The 1,479-nt window shown below is 65.4% G+C and carries 2 protein-coding genes; one reads left to right on the top strand and one right to left on the bottom strand.

Annotation, left to right across the window (positions count from 1 at the left end; genetic code table 11):
* A partial coding sequence (locus AC5RWT_RS37330; protein WP_494084608.1) for an SDR family NAD(P)-dependent oxidoreductase occupies positions 1-763 on the bottom strand: 763 nt, incomplete at its 3' end.
* Positions 764-886: 123 nt separating this feature from the next.
* On the opposite strand from AC5RWT_RS37330, the gene AC5RWT_RS37325 reads away from it, so the two are divergent.
* Positions 887-1,375 carry a MarR family winged helix-turn-helix transcriptional regulator gene (locus AC5RWT_RS37325; RefSeq protein WP_494084607.1) on the top strand — a complete coding sequence of 163 codons (489 nt, stop codon included), beginning with the start codon at positions 887-889 and terminating at the stop codon, positions 1,373-1,375.
* Positions 1,376-1,479 lie beyond the last annotated feature (104 nt).

Raw genomic sequence — 1,479 nt, 5'->3', positions numbered from 1 at the left:
GCAGCCGGTCGCCGCCCACGCCGATCGCCTGTCCGGTCACCTTGGCAGCCGCATCGGAGGCGAGGTAGGCAACCAGGCCGGCAACGTCGTCGGCCGTTCCAAAGCCCAGCTCCTTGCGGAAGAACTCCGGCATGGCCTCGCCGCGCTCGTCGGCTTCAACGGCCTTTTGGAAGAACGGAACCGTCTTGGTCATGGCCGTGGCGGCCACCGGGATGATGGCGTTGGCGGTGACGCCCGCCTTCTTCATCTCCAGTGCCCAGGTACGGACCATGCCCACGATGCCGGCCTTGGCCGCAGCGTAGTTGGTCTGGCCGAAGTTGCCGCGCTGGCCGGTGGGCGAACCGATGGTGATGATCCGGCCGGCCACACCGTTTTCCTTGAAGTACGCGTACGCCTCACGGACGCAGGTGAACGTGCCGCGCAGGTGCACGTTGATCACCAGGTCGAAGTCCTCGTCGGTCATCTTCAGCAGCGACTTGTCCCGCAGCACGCCGGCGTTGGTCACCAGGATGTCCAAACGGCCAAAGGTCTCGACGGCGGTGCCCACCAGTTGCTTGGCGGTTTCGGTGGAGCCCACCGGGGCAACGACGGCGGTGGCCTTGCCGCCCGCGGCAGTGATGCTGGCGACGGCTTCCTCCGCGACCTGGGCGTCCACATCGTTGACGACGACGGAGGCGCCCTGGCGGGCCAGTTCCTGGGCGTACGCCAGGCCGAGGCCGCGGCCGCTTCCGGTGACGATGGCTACTTTTCCGGCCAATGACATCTGCTGCTCCTTGTTCCTGCACCGGAGGGGCGCATGGGTTTATGCTGGTCTAAAACCAATGACAACCCATATGATTGAAAAAGTCAATCATATTTTTGCAGCTCCAATACCTAGCGAGGGAACATGTCCGCACAAACCACGGCCGAGGCGAGCGCGTCCGGTCCATCCGCGGAGGCAAACGGCCTTGGGCGGCTGTATTCCACGGACCTGGCCAGCGAGATCGAATTCCTCACCGCGCGGGCGCGGTCGCTGGGATCCAGCCGGGCCAACAACATGCTTGCCGAGCTTAATTTGAAGGTGCGGTCCTATTCGGTCCTGTCCCTGGCGTGCAGCGGGGAGAACCCGTCGCAGCGCGAACTGGCCGACTTCTTGAGCCTTGACCCCAGCCAGATCGTGGCCCTGGTGGACCAACTGGAAAAGCGCGGCGCCGTCAGCCGCGAAGCCGACCCCCGGGACCGCCGCTCGAAGGTCATCGTCGCGACGGCGGCAGGCCGGAAACTCTACAAGCGGGCTGAGTCCATCGTCCGCCAGGCCTCGGACGACTCCCTGGCCCAGCTGAACGAGCAGGAGCGGGAAACACTGCGCGACCTGCTCCGGCGCATCGCCTTCTAAGCGGCAGCCTCGCCGGCGCTCCCGGTGGGGCTTCCGCTGGACCGAAGGAAATCCCTTTACCAACCTCCTGCGCTTCCTATTCTTGGGCGAAGGCGAGATCGCGC

The organism is Arthrobacter sp. Dra40, from assembly GCF_059091905.1.
Note: the sequence above shows the minus strand (reverse complement) of the source record. Positions and strands in the feature narration are given on the sequence as shown.